Genomic DNA, 19,931 nt, shown 5'->3' with positions numbered 1-19,931 from the left:
CTCAGCGCATCGTATTTCCACTTCGAACTGGAAAAAGACCCTCTACACAGGAAATGTACGCGGGGTTAGGGTAAAGACAGACAAAATAAACGGCTGGAAATAGTGAGTCAGACAAGGAGAGAGGTAATCGCGAGTGAATAACGCAAGCGCATCTGTGAACGGGGTCGGGCGGATTGGATTGAATGATGCGGCGGCGATAACAGAGCAAGTATTAAAGGATATTCAGGCGATGCAAAGTGCAAAGAATATCTACACCACAGATGTTCAGTTGCAGATGTTAACGTCACACGTTAAAGCCATGGTATTACGCTCTATTACCGGCGAGCCGTTACCTGATGTCGAGAAAGATTTATTTGATGAAATTTCTGCCGAGTCCATGCAAATGGCAGAGGAAGTGGTCAGCTGGTTTGGAAATTTACCGATTGAGGAGGCGTATTTACTCTCGGTGCATTTCGAAGTCGCAAGAGATAATGAGCCTGAATAAATTTTACCGAAAATTTAGCGAATTAATTAATCCGGAGATGTGAAACATGGGACAAGTATTAGTGGTGATCGGCGACCGTTTAGGGAAAGGCCAGAAAGTGGCAGCAGGCGTGGAAGCAGCGGGTGGAAAAGCCATTGTTGTCCCTGGCATGGCAGCAGATATGAAACTCGGCGATGTGATGAAAGCAGAGGGTGCCAGCTTAGGTATTTCTTTCTGCGGCAGTGGCGGTGCGGGTGCGATTACCGCACAAAACAAATACGGATATAAAGCTAAATATGGGATGCGCTCCGTGGATGAAGGAGTTACGGCAATTAACGAAGGCTGTCTGGTATTAGGGTTCGGCTTTATGGATAAAGAAGAACTGGGGCAGCGTCTGGTTGAAGCTTATAACAAGAAGTATGGTCAGGCGTAATGAAGCAACAATTAACCACGACGGTCCGGGTTGAAGGAAAAGGCGAAAATAAGGCTGCCGCCTTTTCTTCCGCACTGAGTCAGGTTCAGAGAACGGTTCTCAAGTCATCTGCCAATAATGTCTTGCTACGCATTGAACCGCAGGACGTCAAGATAATAAAGGCAGAAGAATCAGTCAAAAGGGAAAAGTTTCTGTTCTTTTTTCTGGCCAGGGAAAGAAAGAGTTATTACGTGGCGTTAGACATTACCGTCAACCTGACTGTTATTAATACGGAACAGGTAGTTTTTGTCACGAAATAAAAACGTTAGCTATAAATGACAAGGATATACTGATGTTTTTAATTATTTTATTTAAGTCGCTTATTATCGGCGGACTGGTCGGTGTGGGCGTAGGTGCGGGTGCCGCACGTATGTTTCATGCACCCACAGTGCAGGGAATGGGGGCTTTTCGTACGCTTGGGGAATTAAACTCCTGTGAAGGCGATCCGGCTTCACATTTCTCCTTTGGTCTCGGCTTCTTCTTCAACGCCTGGGCTTCTTCCGTGGCGGCAGGTTCTTTCACTCAGGACGTTGACCACCGCATTATTCCTCACTGGGCAACCGCCGCCCTGATGTTCAAAAACCGCAATGTGGCTGAAACCCTGCACGACCCGCGCAAGATGGCAATTGCGGGCGGCATCATCGGCATGATTGTGGTCGCCTTCCTCAACACTACCGCCTCTGCGGTACCTGCAGCGTTACAGGTTACGGCAATTAAAGTGCTGGTACCTGCGGCTAACCTGTTGGTAAACACCGTGATGCCGGTAATTTTCTGGCTGGCGGCAATCGATGCAGGGCGTCGTTCCGGTTTCTGGGCCACCATTTTTGGCGGTATGGCGCAGATGATCATGGGTAACGCCGTGCCGGGTCTGGTGCTGGGTATTCTGATTGGTAAAGGTGTTGAAGAAAGCGGCTGGAACCACGTCACCAAAGTGATGATGGCGGCGATTATCGCGCTGTTTGTCCTCAGCGGCTTCTTCCGCGGGTTCGACGTCAAGCTGTTGCAGTCATTCATGCTGGACGTCCCGACATGGCTGAACGGCATTCACAATTCACTCAGCGGTAAGTAAGGGAGCATGACAATGGAAGAACAAGCCAAACGTGGTTTCTGGTACGCCGAGTGGTCGTTCCCGATCTTTGTCGGACTGCTGTCTTCCGGCGTTTTCGCCGGGACACATATGTATTACCTGTACGGCATCGGCGCGTTTAACGAAGTGGCCTTTGTGTCGATGCTACGTTCCGGCATGGACACCGGCGTGTACGGCGCAGTGGCGGCTTTCGGTGCCAGTTTCCTGTTTGCCCGCATCATCGAAGGCTCGCTGGTCGGTATTCTCGATATCGGCGGCGCGATCCAGACCGGTATCGGCCTGGGCGTTCCGGCACTGTTGCTCGGCGCCGGGATCATCTTTCCGGTGGCGAACTTCGCGGCCTCACTGGTGACCGGCCTGATCCTCGGGTTAGCCGTGGGATACATCATCATTCTGGCGCGTAAATTTACCATCAATCAGAGCAATTCAACCTACGGTGCTGACGTCATGATGGGCGCGGGTAACGCCTCGGGCCGTTTCCTCGGGCCGCTGATTATCCTGTCAGCAATGGCGGCATCGATTCCTATCGGTCTGGGCTCGCTGATGGGTGCGCTGGGTTTCTATTTGTGGCAGAAGCCGATTACCGGTGGTGCCATTCTCGGTGCGATGGTGCTGGGCGCTATCTTCCCTGTTTCACTGTAGCAACAGCAGCGGATCAGCGGTAAACGGGCGTCAGGAGCATTCCTGATGCCCGAGATTATGGAGAATGTCGTATGTATGACTTAATCATCCGGCAGGCATTACGCGCAGACGGTAGCCTGACTGATATTGCAATTCGCGACGGCAAATTTGCCGCCATTGGCACACTGGCCCCCGGTGCCACTGCCCGCCAGACTCTCGATCTGCAGGGTAAGGTTTACGCCAGCGCTGGCTGGATCGATTCCCATGTTCACTGTTACCCGAAATCGCCGATTTATCATGATGAAGCTGATCTGATCGGGGTCGCCTGCGGTGTCACCACCGTGGCGGATGCCGGCAGCACCGGCGCAAATGATATCGACGATTTCTATCAGATCACCCGTAAGGCGAAAACCAATGTTTATGCTTTCCTGAATATCGCCCGCACCGGCATTGTGACGCAAAACGAACTGGCGGATATGACGCAGATTGACAAGATCGGCGTGCGTGATGCCATCGCGCGAAATCCCGGTTTTATCATTGGTATCAAAGCACGCATGAGCAGCAGCGTGGTCGGGCAGAACGGCCTGAAACCGCTGGTGCGCGCCAAAGAAATACAGCAGGAAAATGCTCCTCTGCCGCTGATGGTGCATATCGGCAATAACCCGCCGAACCTCGATGAAATCGCTGATTTGCTGACCTCAGGTGACATCATTACTCACTGTTATAACGGCAAGCCGAACCGCATTCTCTCGCCGGAAGGCGTACTGCGCGACTCCGTTAAGCGTGCGCTCAGCCGTGGCGTGTTGCTGGATGTCGGTCATGGCACTGCGAGTTTCAGCTTTGAAGTGGCAGAACTGGCTATTAAGCAGGGCATTTTGCCGCACACCATCAGCTCCGATATTTATTGCCGCAACCGCCTGAACGGGCCGGTTCACAGTCTGGCGACCGTAATGTCGAAGTTCTTCAGCGTCGGCATGACATTGCCACAGGTCATTGATTGCGTGACCACTCACGCCGCCGGTGCACTCTGTCTGCCTGCCAAAGGCCGTCTGGACGCAGGCGCAGATGCCGATCTGACACTGTTCGAGTTACGTCAGGCACCGCAGGTATTTATTGATTCCGAAGGAAAGTCCGCGAAGGGCGAAAGTGTGCTGGTGCCCCTGGCCGCCGTGGTCGCGGGTGTCATCCTGTTAACCGAAGAAGGGAAATCTGCTCATGTCTTCTGAACAATCTTTATATGAAAAATATGATTTAAAACAGGTTATTAACGCATCAGGTCGCATGACGGCACTGGGTGTTTCTACTCCGCGCGAGGAAGTGGCAGCGGTAGTGAATACCGGTCTGAATCATTACTTTGAAATGAAAGATCTGGTGAACAAAACCGGCGCTTACATCGCGAAATTGCTTCACGTCGAAAGCGCGGTGGTCGTCTCCTGCGCCTCGGCCGGGATCGCGCAATCTGTCGCGGCGGTGATTGTGAAAGATGATGCCTGGCTGCTGGAAAACCTGCATGTCGCGCCGCTGGACATTCCGCACGACATCGTGCTGCCAAAAGGCCACAACGTGAATTTCGGTGCGCCGGTCGCAACGATGGTGACGATGGGCGGCGGCAAGGTAGTGGAAGCCGGTTATGCCAACGAATGTTCTGCCGCGCAACTTGCCGCCTGCATTACGCCGCGCACGGCCGCAATCATGTACATCAAATCACACCACTCGGTGCAGAAAAGTATTTTATCAGTCGCCGAAGCCGCCGAAGTGGCGCGTGCACATAACGTGCCGCTGATCGTCGATGCTGCCGCTGAAGAAGATCTGACGTGTTATTACGAAACGGGTGCGGATCTGGTGGTTTACAGCGGTGCTAAAGCCATCGAAGGGCCGACCAGTGGCCTGGTGCTCGGTAAAAAACAGTATGTCGAATGGGTAAAACTGCAATCCGGCGGCATTGGTCGTGCGATGAAAGTCGGCAAAGAAGGCATTCTCGGCCTGACGCAGGCGATCGAAAGCTATCTCACCCTGCCGAAAACCACCGGACAGGAAATGGTCGACAAGATGACGCCATTCATTGCCAGCCTGAACGAAATTAAGGGTGTGACTGGCCGCGTGGTCTGGGACAGTGCCGGACGTGATATCGCCCGCACGGAAATTACTTTCGATGAAGCCGTACTCGGCTGGAAAACCAAAGCCATTGTGGACGCCATGAAGAGCGGCGATATCGCGATTTATTTTCGTGGTTACCGGGCCAATGAAGGCAAGATTGAAGTCGACGTACGCAGCGTAACGCCGCCTCAGCTTGCCATCGTCGCACAACGTTTTAAACAACTTTTCAAGGGAGACAACGCATGAAGCTGACTCCGAACTTCTACCGTGACCGTGTGTGTCTGAACGTTCTGGCAGGCTCAAAAAACAATGCGCGTGATATCTATGAAGCCGCAGAAGGCCACGTGCTGGTCGGCGTGCTGTCAAAAAATTACGCGGATGTGGCCAGCGCGGTAGCGGATATGAAGGAATATGCGGCGCTGATTGAAAACGCTTTGTCCGTCGGGTTAGGCGCAGGCGATCCGCGTCAGTCGCTGATGGTCAGCCAGATTTCTGCACAGGTTCAGCCGCAACACGTCAACCAGGTCTTTACCGGTGTCGGCACCAGCCGTGCCTTGCTGGGGCAGAATGACAGCGTGGTGAACGGTCTGATTTCGCCAACCGGTAAAGCGGGTTTGGTGAAAATCAATACCGGACCGCTGAGTTCAGGCTCTGCTGACGCGATTGTGCCGGTAGAAACGGCCATTGCGCTGCTCAGAGACATGGGGGGCAGCTCGGTGAAGTATTTCCCGATGGGGGGCCTGAAAACCCGTGACGAATTCGCTGCCGTGGCCCGTGCCTGTGCCGAACAGGATTTCTGGCTTGAGCCGACCGGCGGTATCGACCTGGAAAACTTCGAGCCGATTATGGAAATCGCGCTGGCGGCAGGTGTCACCAAAATCATCCCGCATATTTACAGCTCGATCATCGACAGTGCATCGGGTAATACGCGTCCTGAGGATGTGAAAACCCTGCTGGCCAGCGTCAGAAAGCTGGTGGGTTAAGGTTCTGACACTTGCTGCCGGAGGACAAATATATTTACGCAATGAATCAACGAAGCGATAACATCACCAGATTCAAGGTATCAGCCGAAAGCGGCACGCTGTCTTTTTCGATAGTTATGTGACGGTGGGCAGCCCCTCACCGAGGGTGATGGTGCCTTAAATGGCGCGGCAACAGTGACACCCCCGTTCGCGACACGCATTTGCTGTGAACGGGGGCCCGTTGAAACGAACTGGAAGAACTATGGTGAGATTTCCCAATCAACGTCTGGCGCAACTGTTTGATGCGCTGCAAACCGAAACGCTGCCTCAGGACGAACTGGCAAAACGTCTGTCGGTGTCGACGCGAACGGTTCGTGCGGATATCACTGCGCTTAATGAAATCATCGCAGACTATGGCGCGACTTTTATACACAGTCGTGGCAGCGGATATCAGCTGCGGATTGATGACCATGGCCTGTTCTCGTCGTTGCAGCAATCAACACAACCTAAACCGAATCCGACACCCCGCACAGCCGCCGGGCGGGTGAAGACGTTGTTGATCCGCTTTTTGACTTCTGCCTTTTCATTAAAGCTGGAAGATCTGGCCGATGAATGGTTTGTCAGCCGCGGAACTCTGCAAAATGATATGGCTGAGGTAAGGGAGCATCTGGCCCGCTATCACCTGAATATCGAAACCAAGCCGCGCTATGGCATGAAGCTGTTTGGCGCTGAGCTGGCAATCCGTGCCTGCCTGACTGACCTGCTGTTTCAGCTCGATGCTGAAGAACAAACCAATCCGCTGCTCAAATCGGAAAGCCTGGAACCGGAAGCGCTGGTGCCACTGACGCGCTTTATGCATCAGCTTCTGAGTCAGTCTTCTATTCAGCTGACTGATGAGGGCGAGCACTATCTGATCCTCTATTGTGCGGTGGCCATTAAGCGTATCGCCAGGGGCTATCCGCTGACTGATTTTGATGCCGAAGATGGCGACCCGGCGGTGAAACAGGTTTCTGTAAGGCTGGCGGCAGAGCTGAAAGCGCTGGTCGGCAAGGAAATTCCTGCCTCTGAAGAGGCGTATCTGCGGGTGAATATCGCCGCGCGTCGCGTACAGCAAATTCTGCCGACAGACATCAATGCAGATGATGATGAATCGCTGGTCGATTACATCCTTTCGTATATCAACTCGCACTATAACTATGATTTGCAAGGCGATAAGCAGCTGCGTGCTGATCTGCTGACGCACATTAAGACCATGATTACGCGGGTGAAGTATCAGATTAATATTCCCAATCCGCTGCTAAACAACATCAAACAGCATTATCCGATGGCCTATGACGTCACGCTGGCGGCGGTTTCAAGCTGGGGGAAATACACGCCGTATACACTCAGCGAAAACGAGATTGGTTTTCTGGTGCTGCACATCGGCGTCGGGCTGGAGCGGCATTACAATATCGGCTACCAGCGACACCCGCAGGTGATGCTGGTATGTGATACCGGCAATTCGACAATCCGCATGATTCAGGCGCAGATTAATCGCAAGTATCCGCAACTGGTGATGAAGCAGGTTGTGACGTTGCGTGATTATGAGCAACTGGAACACATCGACGAAGATTTTATTATTTCCAATGCCCGCATCAGTGAGAAAAATAAGCCGGTGGTGGTGCTGTCGCCATTCCCGACCGAATACCAAATGGAGCAGCTCGGTAAACTGGTTCTGGTAGACCGCACGCGGCCTTATATGCTGGAAAAATTCTTCGACGAAAAACATTTTATGATTATCAATGAACCGATGACGCAGGCGGAGTTATTCCGCCATGTGTGCTCGCAACTGGAAGCGGAAGGTTATGTCGATCAGGCGTTTTATCCGTCGGTGGTAGAGCGTGAAGAGATTGTCTCGACCATGCTGGGTGAAGGCATTGCGCTGCCGCACTCGCTGGGGTTGCTGGCAAAGAAAACCGTGGTAATCACGTTGCTCTCTCCCCAGGGCATTGCATGGGGAGAAGGGGAGACCGCACACGTAATTTTCCTGCTGGCGATCAGCAAAGCAGATTATGAAGAGGCGATGGCGATTTACGATTTATTCGTGACGTTTGTGCGGGAACGCTCAATGAGCCGTTTGCTGAGCAGTGAGAATTTTGAAAGCTTCAAGGCAATTGCAATAGATTGCCTTTCACGCATTTAAAATCTTACTTATCCCCAAAATAGTTCGAGTTGAGGAAGGTGGCAAACGAAGGAGTCCCGATGAGCTTACACGGGTAAGTGATTCGGGTAACTGAGCGCAGCCAACGCACCTGCAACTTGAAATATGACGGGGATTAGTCCTCGTCAAAACCGGAGTTGATCAGATTTACGACAGCGGTGAGCGCCTGTTCTTCGTCGGGCCCCGTGGCTTCGATTTCGATTTTCTGGCCTTTCGGGGAGTCTAGCATCAGCAGCGCGATAACACTGCTGGCTTCCGCTTCTATGCCCGTGCCGTTGCGCAGCATAACTTCTGATTCAAAGCTCTGCACCAGTTCAAACAATTTCATTGCCGGTCGGGCGTGCATGCCTAACCGGTTTTTGATTTCTACCGTTTGTTTCACCGTCATGATTTGCGTTTTTCCAGCGTGCGATGGCGGGACTGCACATTCTTCCCGCGGGAACGGAAATAGTCGGCCAGTTGCTCTGCGATGTACACCGAACGGTGTTTACCGCCGGTACAGCCAATGGCGACGGTCAGATAGCTGCGGTTGTTGGTTTCCAGCATTGGCAGCCACTGTTCGAGGTAGCTGCGGGTCTGGTAGATAAAGTTATGCACTTCAGTATGACGGTCGAGGAACGCCGCCACCGGCTTATCAAGGCCGGTCATCGGACGCAATTTCGGATCCCAGTGCGGGTTCGGCAGAAAACGGACGTCGAAGACGTAATCCGCATCAATCGGTATGCCGTGTTTGAAGCCGAAGGATTCGAATACCATGGTCAGTTCGCGCTCGCGTTTACCCAGCAGACGGGTACGCAGCATTTCTGCCAGTTCATGCACGGACATTTCGGAGGTATCGATGATCAGATCCGCCGACGAACGCAGCGGTTCGAGCAGATCGGCTTCTTCATCAATGGCACTTTCGAGGGACAAGTTTTTGCTGGAAAGCGGGTGCAGACGACGGGTGTCGCTGTAACGGCGGATCAAAGTATTACGGTCGGCATCAAGGAATAACAGCTGCGGCGAAAAACTCTCCGGCAGTTGTGACATCGCATGCTCATAAACTTCGGGTGTTTCCGGCATGTTACGGACGTCAATGCTCACGGCCGCTGACGTATTACGTTCAACGAGTGTCTGGGCAAGCTGCGGCAATAACACCACCGGTAAATTGTCCACACAGTAAAAACCCATGTCTTCTAATGCCCGTAGGGCAACCGACTTCCCGGAACCGGAACGGCCGCTGACAATCATCAGCACCATGGTGACACTCCCCTGGCATTCAGTGTTCAGAATTCATTTTCCCGGCACCGTACCGGGAATCAGCAATTTATTCGTTTTCAGTCATTATCTGGAACAGTTCTTCGTCGCTTTGCGCACCACGCAGACGGCGACATACTGTTTTATCAGCTAATTTCTTCGCGACTAAAGATAATGTATGTAAATGGGTTTTACATTGATCTGCCGGTACCAGCAAGGCAAAAAGCAAATCTACCGGCTGATTATCGATGGCGTCAAAAGCAATCGGCTGTTCAAGCTGAATGAACACGCCAACGGCACGTAAAGTGTCTTCTTCCAGCTTACCGTGCGGGATGGCGATCCCGGCACCGATCCCGGTGCTCCCCATACGTTCGCGGGTCAAAATAGCGTCGAAAATCACCTGTGGCGACAAATTTAATTGTTTGGCGGCCAGCTCGCTGATGATTTCCAGTGCGCGTTTTTTGCTGGCGCAATGAACGCCGCTTTTGGTGCATTCGGCATTAAGCACCGACGTTAATTGCATTGCAGTATCGTTAATCATGTCATCTTTCACTTTTGCGCTGTTTCACCCTTAAAGCTATATCGGCTCGTTTCCCGAAGGTCACAAGCCGATGCCCGAAGGTTTGTAGCACAGGGTTGGCTACATGAATGTCAGTGCTGTTTCAGTTTGTCTTTATGTTTATTCAGCTGTCGGGCCAGTTTATCAACCAGCCCGTCAATCGCTGCGTACATATCCTGATGTTCCGAGGTGGCATGTAATTCGCCTCCGTTCACATGCAAAGTGGCTTCCGCTACTTTCTGCACCTTTTCCACGCTCAACACCACATACACCTGATTAATCCTGTCGAAATACTGCTCGAGCTTAGCCAGTTTCGACGTGATGAACTCTCTCAGGGGATCCGTGATCTCAATGTGATGTCCGGTAATGTTGAGCTGCATAATGTCTTCCTTCTCTGTTGAGGTCAAACTAACTGTTTACGTTGGTTTGAGGGCGGGATGGACAAAGACTCTCGGTATTTGGCGACAGTCCGGCGCGCAACCATAATTCCCTGATCGGAAAGCAGGGTTGCTAACTTGCTGTCACTGAGCGGTTTTACAGGATTCTCCGCTGCGATTAATTTCTTCACCAGCGCCCGGATCGCGGTTGACGATGCCTCGCCGCCGCTGTCTGTACTGACATGGCTGGAGAAGAAATACTTCAGTTCGAAAATACCACGCGGACTGTGCAGGAACTTTTGTGTCGTCACGCGTGAAATCGTCGATTCATGCATTTCCACGGCACTGGCAATATCGGCCAGCACCATAGGTTTCATAAATTCTTCACCCAGTTCAAAGAACGCCTGCTGCTGCTCAACGATGCAGCGCGTCACTTTCAACAGCGTGTCGTTACGGCTTTCCAGGCTTTTAATTAACCACTTGGCTTCCTGCAGATTGCTGCGGATAAATTGCCCGTCGCTGTCGCTGCGTGTGGAGTTACCCATCGCGGCGTACTGCTGGTTAATCTTCAGACGCGGAATGCTGTCGGAATTGAGTTCTACCGTCCAGACCCCTGACACTTTACGCACCAGCACATCCGGGATCACGTATTCGGATTCGCCGGTATTGATCGACTGACCCGGACGCGGATCCAGAGACTGGATCAGAAGCATCGCTCCTTTGAGTGTATCTTCTTTTAACCGGGTTGATCGCATAAGTGCGCGGAAATCATGGTTCGCCAGCAAATCGAGATGTTCGCTGATGATAAGACGGGCTTCAGTGATGAAAGGCGTGTCAGTGGCATATTGAGACAGCTGGATCAGCAGACAATCGCGCAGGTCACGTGCTGCCACCCCCACCGGATCAAAACGCTGAACGCGTTTAAGTACGGCCTCAACTTCGTCCATCGTGATGTTTTCATCACCGACGCTTTCGAGGATGTCTTCAAGGGAGACGGTCAGGTAACCGGTGTCATCCACCGCATCGACAATTGATGTGGCAATCGCGGCATCAGTATCAGAAAACGGCGTCAGCTCAACCTGCCACATCAGGTAATCCTGAAGGGTCTGGGTGGTTTCACCCTGATAAATGGGCAGCTCGTCGTCGCTGTAATCATTACCGGTACCGGACGGCGTGCCTGCGGTGTAAATCTCATCCCAGGTCGCGTCGAGCGGCAATTCTTCCGGCATATCTTTTTGCTCGAGCGCCTCGCGGGTGTCTAACCCCTCGCTGTCGGTGGCTTCTACCGAGTCGATTTCTTCATGAAGGTCAGTTTGTTCCAACAGAGGGTTGCTCTCCAGCGCGAGTTGGATCTCCTGCTGGAGCTCAAGCGTGGACAGTTGCAACAAGCGGATGGCCTGTTGTAACTGGGGAGTCATAGCCAGTTGTTGGCTGAGTCTGAGTTGCAAACCTTGCTTCATATCTTGGCTTAATTCCGTTGATGAGTGAAAACGGCAACACTTCTGTCAGAGACGGCCTGTTTCAGTGTAGGTGGAAACAGGCACGGTTCCGGCGGCACAGATCACAGACGGAATTCTTCACCAAGATAAACACGTTTAACTTGTTCATCAGCAAGAATGTCGGCTGGCGTGCCGTGGGCAATCAATTTCCCCTGACTGACAATATACGCGCGTTCACAAACGTCGAGTGTTTCGCGCACGTTATGGTCAGTGATCAGTACGCCGAGGCCGCTGTCACGTAAATGCTCAATGATTTTTTTAATGTCGATAACGGAAATCGGGTCAACCCCGGCGAACGGTTCATCCAGCAGGATGAATTTAGGGTTTGCTGCCAGCGCACGGGCAATTTCCACACGACGTCGTTCACCACCGGACAGTGACTGACCGAGGTTATCGCGCAAATGAGAAATATGGAACTCTTCCATTAATTCATTCGCGCGGTCATTACGCTGTTCTTTGGTCAGATCATCACGGATCTGCAGCACCGCCATCAGGTTATCAAATACACTGAGACGACGGAATATGGAGGCTTCCTGCGGAAGATAACCAATACCGCGACGGGCGCGGGTATGCAGCGGCAGCAGGCTGATGTCTTCATCATCAACGATGATACGGCCCGCATCGCGCTGGACAATGCCCACGACCATGTAAAAGGTGGTGGTTTTACCCGCACCATTTGGGCCCAATAACCCGACGATTTCACCCGAGTTGACCATCAGGCTGACATCTTCAACGACCTTACGGCCTTTGTATGCCTTGGCGAGATTCTCTGCGATTAATTTAGCCATAAAATATCAGTTACTCTTTTTGGTCGGCTGGCCGCCCGCTGCAGGCGTTTTTTGTTGCAGCTGCGAAGGGACCAGAACGGTCGTCACACGGTTACCCTTATCACTAAAAGCTTCCATTTGCTGTTTCTGTACCAGATAAGTAATGCGGTCGCCTTTCACATTGCTGTCCAGTTGCTCAAGGTAAGCATTGCCGGTCAGCGTGACGAGGTCATTTTCCACTTCGTAGCGGACTTTCTGGGCATGGCCTTTTACCGGCTTACCGTTGTCCTGCATCTGATAGAACGTCACCGGGTTACCGTAACCTTCTACCACTTCTTTACCGGACACACCCTGCGGACGTATCACCACCACTTTATCGGCTTTAACCTGGATCGTGCCCTGATTCACCACCACATTGCCGGTAAACGTCGCGGTATTGGTGTTGACGTCGAGTGCCTGATTTGCCGAGTCAATGGTGATCGGTTTCGTTGTGTCGTCTTTTAAGGCAAATGCCGGAACGCTGACGGCTAACAATGAGCTGACGATCAGAAGATCACGGATTTTATTTTTTGCTTTGAATTTCATAGGAAGTCGATACCTTTTCGATCAGCTCTGCTGTTTTATCACGCAGATTACCACGCATTTTCATGCCGTTAGATGTAAAACCTGTACCATAAAGCGTCACTTCATCGTCTGAGGCAACGTCCTGTGTCGTCAGGTTAACCTGTGCATTGTCCGTTTTGATTCTTTGCAGCTGTGATGTCTCAGGCGTCAGGCTATCGGCCTGCACATGCCCATAGAGATAAAGCATCTTATCCTGAGTCAGTTTCGCTTTATCGGAACGTAATACCCAGGTGGCTACTTTGTTCTTGTCATACATGGTCGCGACCGGATGAGTAAACCACGACACCTGATCCGTGGTGTAATATTTTACCTCGTCTGACACCAGTTTATACGTCAGGCTGCCCATCGGGTCATATACCATCGTAACGGTGTGGGAAGTCTGATAAGTCGGATCCTGATCGTTAACCACCTGCGGAACATCATCGCTGTTGTCAGACAATGACCAGCCAATCAGCACCAGGACAATGGCGGTAAGCGCCAGAATAACCCAAAGTTTTGCTTTACTCATATCGACAGCCCTTTGGCGTCCTCCAGCTTGCCCTGCGCCAGCAGAATCAAATCACACAGTTCGCGAACTGCACCACGCCCGCCAGCGATACGGGTAACATAATGCGCTTTTGGTAACAAAACAGGATGTGCATCCTGAACCGCCACAGAAAGACCCACTTCGGCCATCACCGGCCAGTCAATCAGGTCATCACCAATGTATGCCACTTCTTCGGCCCGAAGAGACAGTGTATCTAACAGTTCGCGGAAGGCCAAAAGCTTATCCGACTGGCCCTGATACAAGTGGCGAATACCCAGAGTTTTAGCGCGATCTTCCAGTAATTTTGCATTGCGGCCTGTAATAATCGCGACTTCGATGCCGGATGTCAGCAGGCAGCGGATACCGTAACCATCGCGAACGTTGAAACTTTTCAGCTCTTCTCCCTGATTTCCCATATAGATCAGGCCATCAGACATGACGCCATCGACATCGCAAATCAGCAGGCGGACCGCTTTCGCCCGTTCAAGCACTTGCGTACTGACCGGACCGTAGCAGGTTTCCGCCAGGGCTGCGCTATTACTCATTTAGGGAATTCCTCAATTAAACTACGCCAGCGCGCAGCATATCGTGCATATGTAACACACCCAGCAACTGGTCACCATCAGCAACCATCACACACGTGATGTGTTTGTCCTGCATTAAATTCAGCGCATCAACTGCCAGCAGTGACGGACGTACGCGAATGCCGCCTGTCGTCATCACATCCGCAATTGATGCCGTATTGATGTTGACACCCATATCAAAGATGCGTCGCAAATCCCCATCGGTAAAAATCCCTTCGATTTTCATCAAATCGTTGCAGATAACCGTCATGCCCAGATTTTTACGGGTGATTTCCAGCAACGCATCCCGTAACGACGCCTCGCGGCTGACGTGCGGGATCTCATCTCCGGTGTGCATGATATCGCTGACGCGAAGCAACAGCTTGCGACCCAGTGCTCCGCCAGGGTGTGACAGGGCGAAATCTTCCGGTGTGAACCCGCGAGCTTCCAGCAGTGCGACAGCCAGAGCATCGCCCATCACCAGCACCGCTGTGGTGCTGCTGGTCGGTGCCAGCCCCAGCGGGCAGGCTTCTTTGGGCACTTTTACACAAAGATGGACATCCGCCGCTTTTCCCATCGTGCTTTCAGGGTTAGACGTCATGCAGATAAGCGTAATGCCCAGGCGTTTGAGTACCGGAATCAGCCCCAGAATTTCATGGGCTTCACCGGAGTTGGAAATCAGAATGACGACATCCTGCTTTGACACCATGCCCAGGTCACCGTGGCTGGCTTCACCGGGATGCACAAAGAAGGCCGGCGTGCCTGTACTGGCAAAGGTGGCGGCCATCTTACGGCCAATATGACCGGATTTGCCCATGCCCATGACAACGACTTTGCCATTGCAGGCGAAAATTTTTTCGCAGGCGCGGGTAAAATCACCGTTAATGTATTGATCTAACTGCTCAAGTCCTTCACGTTCTGTTTTCAGTACATCACGTCCGACGGCCTGAAAATCAAAACCGGGGGCGAAGGTATCGTTAGCCATAGTCGGTTCCTGACAGAGTTCAGAAGGCAATGCTGTCTGGTAACAGGAACAGCACTGCCATATAGGCGATAAATCCACACAGCAATAATGCACCGGCTAAATGGCCGATACGGTGTTTACGCATCAGGCATAGCCCGGAAAGCACCACGCTGACCGCCAGCATGACCCAATAATCGCGATGAAATGCGTCCGGATTGAACGAACCTGGTGCCACCAGCGCGGGTAATCCCAGCACCAGACAGGTATTAAAAATGTTTGCGCCAATGATGTTACCTAGCGCAATGTCATCTTCGCCTTTGATAGCACCGGCGATAAAGGTCGCCAGTTCCGGCAGACTGGTACCGATGGCGATGACCGTCAGGCCGATCACCAGTTCGCTGACACCCAGATAACGCGCGATGACGGTGCTGTTATCAACGATCATGCCCGATGCCAGGGGCATGATGATAAAGCCCAGCGCCAGCCATAAAAACGCGACCGTATTGCTGCTGTCTTGTGGAAGTTCGGACATTTGCTCATAGGTCAGCGTATCCAGGCCTTCTTTTTCGGCAGCACGGGCGATTTTTATCACCAGCATCATGAACACGCCTGCACTGGCCAGCAACAAAACACCATCAAGCCGGCTGAGTTCTCCGTCGCTTAACAGAAAACCACACAGAGCCGTGACCAGTAACAATAATGGGAGTTCGCGGCGTAATATATCAGAACGAACGGAAAGTGGATGAATCAGGGCGGCACCGCCCAAAATCAGAAGAATATTAATGATATTCGAACCAATGGCGTTTCCGATGGCCAAATCCATCTGATCGTTGATAGCCGCGGTGGTGGAAACGACCAGTTCAGGAAGAGATATTCCGACGCCGACGACAGTCATACCAATTACCAGCGGGGAGATGCCTATCGAGCGTGCCAGCACTGCGGCTCCGTACACCAGACGATCAGCGGCATACACTAACAGTAACAAGCCGACAATCATCAGTACGATAGCGAGAAGCATGAAACATCCTTTATTGGGTATAATGCGAGGTTCGTTGCCTTTACGGGCAGGCGATTCCTTCGTCAACATGAGCTAAGGCGACATTTTGTCTGAAAACAATGCCACCAGGTTCCTGTATGTTAGACGATGAAGGCTTTTAATTTAAAATGGTAATTGGTTGATTTTGACCATCTGTGGCTGAAAAGTAAATCGATGGCAACTTTGGTAACGAAACCGGGGTAAGTTTTTGTAAAAATACCAAAGTTATACGATACCCTGTGCGTGTCAGACGTATTCTTAGCGAAAGCATTCCGAAGGGAAAAACTGAATGAGTCAAAGCGAATCGAATCTGGTTGAGATCAAGGGCATGAGTTTCGTGCGTGGCGATCGTCCCATTTTCGAAGAGATAAATATGACAGTGCCGCGTGGCAAAGTCACCGCAATCATGGGGCCTTCGGGGATCGGTAAAACCACCTTGCTGCGTCTGATCGGCGGTCAACTTACGCCCAACAACGGCGAAATCTGGTTCGACGGCGACAACATTCCGACATTGTCCCGTCGCAAGCTGTACGAGTCGCGCAAGAAAATGAGCATGTTGTTTCAGTCCGGTGCATTGTTTACTGACCTGACTGTGTTCGAAAATGTGGCGTTCCCGTTGCGTGAACACAGCAAATTGCCGGAGGAATTACTGCGCAGTACGGTGACCATGAAACTGGAAGCGGTAGGGTTGCGCGGTGCCGGTAATCTGATGCCTGCCGAATTGTCCGGTGGTATGGCGCGGCGCGTCGCACTGGCGCGTGCCATTGCGCTGGACCCTGAGCTGATTATGTTCGATGAGCCTTTTGTGGGGCAGGATCCGATCACCATGGGCGTTCTGGTCAAACTGATTGATGAGCTGAACCATGCGCTGGGCGTGACGTGCATTGTGGTTTCCCACGACGTGCCTGAAGTCCTGAGCATTGCTGATTATGCCTATATCGTGGCCGCACAGCATGTCATCGCAGAAGGTACGCCAGAGGAGTTGCAAAATAATCCTGATCCGCGCGTTCGTCAGTTCCTGGATGGTATTGCCGACGGACCGGTGCCTTTCCGTTTCCCGGCCGGTGATTACAAAACCGAGTTGCTCGGATGATGGAGTTATCTGCTTATGTTAACTAAGGCACTCGCCTCAGTCGGACGTCGCGGGATAAACACCTGTGCGTCTTTTGGTCGTGCCGGACTGATGCTCTTTCGGGCATTGGTCGGTAAGCCGCAATTTGCCAAACAATGGCCGCTGCTGATCAAGCAGCTTTACAGCGTTGGCGTACTTTCCCTGTTGATTATCCTGGTTTCCGGTTTGTTTATCGGCATGGTGCTTGGCTTGCAGGGGTATCTGATTTTAACCACCTACAGCGCTGAGGCCAGCCTCGGTATGATGGTGGCGCTCTCTTTACTGCGCGAGCTTGGACCGGTGGTCACTGCACTGCTTTTCGCCGGGCGCGCGGGTTCTGCGCTGACCGCTGAACTGGGATTGATGAAAGCCACCGAGCAAATCTCCAGCCTGGAGATGATGGCCATTGATCCGCTGCGCCGCGTTGTGGCACCGCGTTTTTGGGCCGGTCTGATTTCCATGCCTTTGCTGACGGCGATTTTTGTTGCCGTGGGGATCTGGGGCGGATCGCTGGTGGGAGTGGACTGGAAAGGCATCGACAGTGGTTTCTTCTGGTCAGCGATGCAAACTGCCGTAGACTGGCGGACCGACCTGCTTAACTGTCTGATTAAAAGCCTTGTTTTCGCTATCACCGTGACCTGGATTGCATTGTTCAATGGCTATGATGCGATACCGACGTCCGAAGGGATTAGCCGGGCAACGACACGTACTGTGGTGCATTCGTCACTGGCGGTGCTGGGATTGGATTTTGTGCTGACAGCACTGATGTTTGGAAATTAAACCATGCAAACGAAAAAGAGTGAAATCTGGGTAGGCGCATTTTTAATCATCGCTTTGATTGCTGTGATCTTCCTGTGTCTTAAAGTGGCCGACATCCGTTCAATCGGCTCCGACCCGACTTACCGTATTTCTGCTGACTTCGACAATATCGGTGGCCTGAAAAGCGGTTCACCGGTCAAAGTCGGTGGCGTGGTGATCGGCCGCGTCAGCAGCATCACGCTCGATAAAAATTATTCTCCACGTGTAGAAATGGATATCGACCAGAAATACAACCAGATCCCGAGCACCAGTACGCTGGCGATCCGCACGTCTGGTCTGCTGGGCGAGCAATTCCTGGCGTTGAATATTGGTTTTGAAGACCCTGAAATGGGAACGACTATCCTTAAAAACGGTGGCGTTATTCAGGACACTAAATCAGCGCTGGTTCTCGAAGACCTGATTGGTCAGTTCTTGTATAAGAGTGGCGATGGTAAGGCTGATCCTGACGCAACGGCGGCACCTGCAGGGAATGCTGCACCTGACGCCAATACGGCGCCGCAACCGGCTGCCCATTAACAATTTGCCATCACGGATTCTCCATAAAAGAGGAAATAAGTATGTTTAAACGTTTAGTGATCGCTGCACTGCTGGTGGTTATGGCTCCGCTGGCGAATGCCGCCGTGGACAAGACCAATCCTTACAGCGTGATGAATGAAGCGGCGAGCAAAACCTTCACCCGCCTCAAAACCGAACAACCGAAAATCAAGCAGGATCCTAACTATCTGCGCCAGATTGTTCGTGAAGAATTGTTGCCGTATGTGCAAATCAAATACGCCGGCGCGCTGGTGTTAGGCCGCTATTACCAACAGGCGACACCTGCACAGCGCGACGCTTACTTCGCGGCGTTCTCAGACTACCTGCAACAGGCTTACGGCCAGGCTCTGGCGATGTACAACGGCCAGAACTATACGGTGCAGCCTGAGCAGTCCTACGCGGGTAAAGACATCATTGCTATCCGTGTCACGATTACCGATCCGAACGGCCGTCCTCCGGTTCGTCTGGATTTCCAGTGGCGTAAAAACAGCCGCACCGGCGACTGGCAGGCTTATGACATGATCGCCGAAGGCGTCAGCATGATTTCGACCAAACAGAACGAATGGGCAGATATTTTGCGCCAGAAAGGTATTGATGGCCTGACTGAGCGCCTGAAACAAGCCGCTGCTCAGCCGATCACGCTGGATAAACAACAATGAGTGAAGCCCTGCGCTGGGAATCGCAGCCGCCGCGACTGTCGTTGCACGGTGAGTTAGATCGCGAAACGCTGGTGGCATTTTGGGATGTACGCAAAAAGCTGATGCCCGGCGTGACCTGTCTGGACGTCTCCGGGCTGGCGCGTGTTGACTCTTCTGGCCTGGCTTTGCTGGTGCATTTACGCGAGGAAGCCAGTCAGCAGGGGATTACGCTGACGATTGCGGGTATCACTGACAGGCTGAGAACACTGATTGCTTTGTATAACCTTCAGGACATTATTCCGTCGGAGACCACGACTTGTTCTGTTGAATAAATAGTTGAGCAGTTCCCGTGGGTTAGGCTGTGGGATATGAAGCGTTATCGGTATGTCCATAAAGCCCCTGTGCGAAACTCTTCGTCAGGGGCTTTTTCGTGGTTTAAGAATTGCGCCAATCCCTATAAGATATCGGGCTGTTATGATTCTTCAGAAGAATAGATCCCTATGGAAACGAGTGAAATTAAAGACGTGCTGATGAAGGCATTGGCACTGGACGAAGCCCACATTACTGGCGATGGCAGTCATTTTCAGGCCATTGTCGTTGGTGCGATGTTTGATGGCATGAGCCGCGTGAAAAAACAACAGACCGTTTACGCGCCGCTGATGGAATACATCGCCGACAATCGAATCCACGCTCTGTCTATCAAGGCTTATACCCCTGAAGAATGGGCGCGTGACCGTAAACTGAGCGGTTTATAAGACTGCCGGCGTTCCGGCAGC

Annotated in this window: 26 protein-coding genes and 1 pseudogene; 16 read left to right on the top strand and 11 right to left on the bottom strand. The window is 52.1% G+C overall.

All coding sequences use genetic code 11. The features are described from left to right. The first annotated feature begins 133 nt into the window (after window positions 1–133). The 10 genes and pseudogenes from J1785_RS24560 to J1785_RS24520 all read left to right on the top strand — a co-directional run bounded on the left by J1785_RS24560 (window position 134) and on the right by J1785_RS24520 (window position 7,884). Window positions 134–484: a PRD domain-containing protein gene (locus tag J1785_RS24560; RefSeq protein ID WP_129954743.1), complete on the top strand. Its 351-nt coding sequence runs from the start codon at window positions 134–136 to the stop codon at window positions 482–484. A gap of 46 nt (window positions 485–530) precedes the next feature. Further along, window positions 531–896 (top strand): SFCGS family glycine-rich protein, encoded by a 366-nt coding sequence (locus tag J1785_RS24555; RefSeq protein WP_120508349.1) that lies wholly within the window; start codon window positions 531–533, stop codon window positions 894–896. Further along, window positions 896–1,195: a DUF4312 family protein gene (locus J1785_RS24550; protein WP_129954742.1), complete on the top strand. Its 300-nt coding sequence runs from the start codon at window positions 896–898 to the stop codon at window positions 1,193–1,195. Before J1785_RS24555 ends, J1785_RS24550 begins: the two co-directional genes overlap by 1 nt. 32 nt (window positions 1,196–1,227) lie before the next feature. Then, the gene (locus tag J1785_RS24545; RefSeq protein WP_129954741.1) at window positions 1,228–2,004 is read left to right on the top strand and encodes a DUF4311 domain-containing protein; all 777 of its coding nucleotides are present in this window, start codon (window positions 1,228–1,230) and stop codon (window positions 2,002–2,004) included. Between the two features lie 12 nt (window positions 2,005–2,016). Beyond that, window positions 2,017–2,664 carry a DUF4310 family protein gene (locus J1785_RS24540; RefSeq protein WP_129954740.1) on the top strand — a complete coding sequence of 216 codons (648 nt, stop codon included), beginning with the start codon at window positions 2,017–2,019 and terminating at the stop codon, window positions 2,662–2,664. A gap of 71 nt (window positions 2,665–2,735) precedes the next feature. Then, window positions 2,736–3,869 (top strand): amidohydrolase/deacetylase family metallohydrolase, encoded by a 1,134-nt coding sequence (locus J1785_RS24535; protein ID WP_129954739.1) that lies wholly within the window; start codon window positions 2,736–2,738, stop codon window positions 3,867–3,869. Next, window positions 3,859–4,986, top strand: coding sequence for a DgaE family pyridoxal phosphate-dependent ammonia lyase (locus tag J1785_RS24530; RefSeq protein ID WP_217220944.1), 1,128 nt, complete (start codon window positions 3,859–3,861; stop codon window positions 4,984–4,986). Before J1785_RS24535 ends, J1785_RS24530 begins: the two co-directional genes overlap by 11 nt. Then, window positions 4,983–5,723 (top strand): 2-dehydro-3-deoxy-phosphogluconate aldolase, encoded by a 741-nt coding sequence (gene dagF / locus J1785_RS24525; RefSeq protein WP_129991977.1) that lies wholly within the window; start codon window positions 4,983–4,985, stop codon window positions 5,721–5,723. Before J1785_RS24530 ends, dagF begins: the two co-directional genes overlap by 4 nt. Before the next feature lie 17 nt (window positions 5,724–5,740). Then, window positions 5,741–5,883: pseudogene (locus tag J1785_RS27110) on the top strand (beta-propeller fold lactonase family protein); the annotation flags it as partial. 81 nt (window positions 5,884–5,964) lie between these two features. Beyond that, window positions 5,965–7,884: a BglG family transcription antiterminator gene (locus J1785_RS24520; RefSeq protein ID WP_129954736.1), complete on the top strand. Its 1,920-nt coding sequence runs from the start codon at window positions 5,965–5,967 to the stop codon at window positions 7,882–7,884. 133 nt (window positions 7,885–8,017) lie between these two features. Here J1785_RS24520 and npr read toward each other — a convergent pair whose 3' ends face one another. From npr to J1785_RS24465, 11 genes are all read right to left on the bottom strand, one after another. Continuing rightward, window positions 8,018–8,290, bottom strand: a complete 273-nt coding sequence (npr, locus tag J1785_RS24515) for a PTS phosphocarrier protein NPr (protein ID WP_120131579.1) — start codon at window positions 8,288–8,290, stop codon at window positions 8,018–8,020. Beyond that, window positions 8,287–9,141, bottom strand: coding sequence for an RNase adapter RapZ (gene rapZ, locus J1785_RS24510; RefSeq protein WP_129954735.1), 855 nt, complete (start codon window positions 9,139–9,141; stop codon window positions 8,287–8,289). The genes npr and rapZ overlap by 4 nt, the downstream gene beginning before the upstream one ends. 67 nt (window positions 9,142–9,208) lie before the next feature. Next, window positions 9,209–9,691, bottom strand: a complete 483-nt coding sequence (gene ptsN / locus J1785_RS24505; protein WP_173362074.1) for a PTS IIA-like nitrogen regulatory protein PtsN — start codon at window positions 9,689–9,691, stop codon at window positions 9,209–9,211. 98 nt (window positions 9,692–9,789) lie between these two features. After that, on the bottom strand, window positions 9,790–10,077 hold the full coding sequence (gene hpf / locus J1785_RS24500; protein WP_013577259.1) for a ribosome hibernation promoting factor: 288 nt from the start codon (window positions 10,075–10,077) through the stop codon (window positions 9,790–9,792). Window positions 10,078–10,100: 23 nt separating this feature from the next. Then, the gene (rpoN, locus tag J1785_RS24495) at window positions 10,101–11,534 is read right to left on the bottom strand and encodes an RNA polymerase factor sigma-54 (protein WP_129954734.1); all 1,434 of its coding nucleotides are present in this window, start codon (window positions 11,532–11,534) and stop codon (window positions 10,101–10,103) included. A 101-nt stretch (window positions 11,535–11,635) separates the two neighbouring features. Next, window positions 11,636–12,361: an LPS export ABC transporter ATP-binding protein gene (gene lptB / locus J1785_RS24490; RefSeq protein ID WP_013577257.1), complete on the bottom strand. Its 726-nt coding sequence runs from the start codon at window positions 12,359–12,361 to the stop codon at window positions 11,636–11,638. A 6-nt stretch (window positions 12,362–12,367) separates the two neighbouring features. After that, window positions 12,368–12,925, bottom strand: coding sequence for a lipopolysaccharide ABC transporter substrate-binding protein LptA (gene lptA, locus J1785_RS24485; protein ID WP_015698896.1), 558 nt, complete (start codon window positions 12,923–12,925; stop codon window positions 12,368–12,370). After that, entirely contained in the window at window positions 12,903–13,472 is a 570-nt protein-coding gene (lptC, locus tag J1785_RS24480) for an LPS export ABC transporter periplasmic protein LptC (protein ID WP_129954732.1), read from the bottom strand. Before lptC ends, lptA begins: the two co-directional genes overlap by 23 nt. After that, on the bottom strand, window positions 13,469–14,035 hold the full coding sequence (kdsC, locus tag J1785_RS24475) for a 3-deoxy-manno-octulosonate-8-phosphatase KdsC (RefSeq protein WP_129954731.1): 567 nt from the start codon (window positions 14,033–14,035) through the stop codon (window positions 13,469–13,471). Before kdsC ends, lptC begins: the two co-directional genes overlap by 4 nt. A gap of 16 nt (window positions 14,036–14,051) precedes the next feature. After that, the gene (kdsD, locus tag J1785_RS24470) at window positions 14,052–15,038 is read right to left on the bottom strand and encodes an arabinose-5-phosphate isomerase KdsD (protein WP_129954730.1); all 987 of its coding nucleotides are present in this window, start codon (window positions 15,036–15,038) and stop codon (window positions 14,052–14,054) included. A gap of 19 nt (window positions 15,039–15,057) precedes the next feature. Then, window positions 15,058–16,035, bottom strand: a complete 978-nt coding sequence (locus tag J1785_RS24465) for a calcium/sodium antiporter (RefSeq protein WP_129954729.1) — start codon at window positions 16,033–16,035, stop codon at window positions 15,058–15,060. Between the two features lie 307 nt (window positions 16,036–16,342). Between J1785_RS24465 and mlaF the strand changes: the two genes are divergently transcribed. The 6 genes from mlaF (at window position 16,343) to ibaG (ending at window position 19,910) form a co-directional block, all read left to right on the top strand. Further along, window positions 16,343–17,146 carry a phospholipid ABC transporter ATP-binding protein MlaF gene (mlaF, locus tag J1785_RS24460; protein ID WP_129954728.1) on the top strand — a complete coding sequence of 268 codons (804 nt, stop codon included), beginning with the start codon at window positions 16,343–16,345 and terminating at the stop codon, window positions 17,144–17,146. A 15-nt stretch (window positions 17,147–17,161) separates the two neighbouring features. Continuing rightward, window positions 17,162–17,944 carry a lipid asymmetry maintenance ABC transporter permease subunit MlaE gene (gene mlaE, locus J1785_RS24455; protein ID WP_015698890.1) on the top strand — a complete coding sequence of 261 codons (783 nt, stop codon included), beginning with the start codon at window positions 17,162–17,164 and terminating at the stop codon, window positions 17,942–17,944. A gap of 3 nt (window positions 17,945–17,947) precedes the next feature. Beyond that, a complete protein-coding gene (gene mlaD, locus J1785_RS24450) occupies window positions 17,948–18,499 on the top strand; it encodes an outer membrane lipid asymmetry maintenance protein MlaD (RefSeq protein WP_129954727.1) in 552 nt (183 codons plus the stop codon). A gap of 41 nt (window positions 18,500–18,540) precedes the next feature. Beyond that, window positions 18,541–19,176: a phospholipid-binding protein MlaC gene (mlaC, locus tag J1785_RS24445; protein WP_129954726.1), complete on the top strand. Its 636-nt coding sequence runs from the start codon at window positions 18,541–18,543 to the stop codon at window positions 19,174–19,176. After that, on the top strand, window positions 19,173–19,487 hold the full coding sequence (mlaB, locus tag J1785_RS24440) for a lipid asymmetry maintenance protein MlaB (protein WP_129954725.1): 315 nt from the start codon (window positions 19,173–19,175) through the stop codon (window positions 19,485–19,487). Before mlaC ends, mlaB begins: the two co-directional genes overlap by 4 nt. Before the next feature lie 168 nt (window positions 19,488–19,655). Next, window positions 19,656–19,910, top strand: a complete 255-nt coding sequence (ibaG, locus tag J1785_RS24435) for a BolA family iron metabolism protein IbaG (RefSeq protein WP_129954724.1) — start codon at window positions 19,656–19,658, stop codon at window positions 19,908–19,910. Window positions 19,911–19,931: the final 21 nt, after the last annotated feature.

Origin of the sequence: Rahnella perminowiae (assembly GCF_019049755.1) — a bacterium.
In the GTDB taxonomy this organism is placed as follows: domain Bacteria; phylum Pseudomonadota; class Gammaproteobacteria; order Enterobacterales; family Enterobacteriaceae; genus Rahnella; species Rahnella perminowiae.
The sequence above is the reverse complement of the archived record's forward strand: the minus strand, read 5'-3'. Positions and strand labels throughout refer to the sequence as shown.